1 pseudogene is annotated in these 546 nt (G+C 37.0%); it reads right to left on the reverse strand.

The features are described from left to right. Nucleotides 1-206: 206 nt before the first annotated feature. Nucleotides 207-546 (reverse strand): annotated as a pseudogene (locus FFM73_RS12600) (hypothetical protein); the annotation flags it as partial.

The raw sequence follows: 546 nt of genomic DNA on the forward strand, positions 1-546 counted from the left end.
AACCAAGAAAACATGTTTATCCGAATCTTCCAAATCGCTGCTTAGTCCCTATTGCGAATGCCCCTAGAACAAAGGGTTATTTAGTGTACCCAAAATCCACTTAAAGGGTACAAAGTCCCGATATTTCCGATCTCGACCACTCAAATCCCGTAAGCAACAAAGAGCTTCCTCCGAAGAGAAAGCTCTAAATATAATCAAGTCGTTAATCAACACCGTTTGACAAAGACCCTTTTATTTTCAGGATTGTTTTTTGGCTTAATTTCTGGATTGTGTTTAGCAAAGTCTTTTAACTGTTTTTGAATTCTTTGTGTAAACTCTGCTTTACTTTCTTTGTGCTTCCTTTTACTTGATCGCTGTTGGATTATCTTTTGACCCTTACCTCTTATTTTTGATTTTAGGTCAAGCGTAAAATCTGAAATTTTATTTTGATCTAGCTTACTTAAATGGCCGATTTCTTTAAAGTTTAAACCGGCTTTGGGAAAGCGATAAATATTACCAAGATCGACCCAGGAAGGTTTCTTCAACCCAGCGGATTGCCAATCTTGA

The organism is Secundilactobacillus hailunensis (assembly GCF_005405185.1).
In the GTDB taxonomy this organism is placed as follows: domain Bacteria; phylum Bacillota; class Bacilli; order Lactobacillales; family Lactobacillaceae; genus Secundilactobacillus; species Secundilactobacillus hailunensis.